This is a genomic window from Rhizobium halophilum, from assembly GCF_021648825.1.
GTDB lineage: Bacteria > Pseudomonadota > Alphaproteobacteria > Rhizobiales > Rhizobiaceae > Neorhizobium > Neorhizobium halophilum.
This window is the reverse complement of record NZ_JAKJHS010000039.1, coordinates 1-1,117: the sequence shown is the minus strand read 5'-3', so window position 1 is coordinate 1,117 and position 1,117 is coordinate 1. Positions and strand designations below refer to the sequence as shown.

Here is a 1,117-nt window from a genome sequence, read left to right as displayed (position 1 = left end):
GCCAGGAAGGGATAGTCTGTGTATCCTTCGGCTCCACCGCCGTAGAACGTCGCGCGAATGTGCTTGTTTAGCGGGGCCCCTTTGCGGATACGCTCGGGCAGATCAGGATTGGCTATGAACGGACGGCCGAAGGCGATCGCATCAGAGTTTCCAGAAGCGATCGCCGCCGCCCCAGTTTCCGGAACAAAACCGCCAGCAGAGATGACGGGGCCGCCAAATGCCTTCTTGAACAGAGCCGCGACATCGGGCGCGTCCATATCCAGCGGCTTTTCGTCATTGGTGAAGTCAGATCGTGGCTCGATCAGGTGGAGATATGCGAGGTTGCGTTTGCCAAGCTCTGCGATGACATACTCCCAGAGCTTGAGGCCAGTCGAATCGCTCATATCTCCAATGCCGCTCCAGGGCGACAAGCGAACACCAACACGACCTGCACCAATAGCGTCCGCGACCGCATCTACGACTTCAAGCAACAGGCGCGCCCGATTTTCGATTGAGCCGCCATATTCATCGGTACGCTGGTTGCTGCCATCGTGCAGGAACTGGTCCAGAAGATAAGAATTCGCTCCGTGAACCTCGACGCCATCGAAGCCCGCTCTGCGCGAATTACCGGCAGCCCGAACAAAATCTCCAATAATAGCCGCGATCTCGTCCTTCTGAAGCGCACGGGGCGTCTCAAACGGGACGGCGTTACCCTCCGCGTCCATGTGATTACCGGACACGGCGATCGCCGAAGGAGCCACAGGCAGTGCGCCGTCGGGCTGCATGGACGAATGAGACATCCGCCCGACGTGCCAGATCTGATTGAAGATGAAACCGCCCTTGGCGTGGACCGCATCGGTTACCAGGCGCCAGCCAGCAATCTGCTCATCCGAATAAACACCGGGTACCCAGGGATACCCGTGGGCCTGGGGTGTGATATCGGTCGCCTCGCTGATCAACAGGCCGCCCTGGCTCGCTCGCTGCCCGTAATACTCAGCGTTAAGCTCGTGCGGAATGTCGCCAGGCTGCTTGGCCCGCATGCGGGTGAGCGGGGCCATGACGACGCGGTGCTTTAGGGCAACTGCGCCCAGCTGAAGCGGAGTGAAGAAATTGTCCTGTGCCATGTGAACCTCGTTCG

General features: G+C 59.5%; 1 protein-coding gene. It reads right to left on the bottom strand.

What is annotated here, in order from left to right:
* Nucleotides 1-1,103, bottom strand: a 1,103-nt coding sequence (locus LXM96_RS21515; protein ID WP_240000595.1) for an alkene reductase, incomplete at its 3' end; no start/stop codon positions are given.
* Nucleotides 1,104-1,117 lie beyond the last annotated feature (14 nt).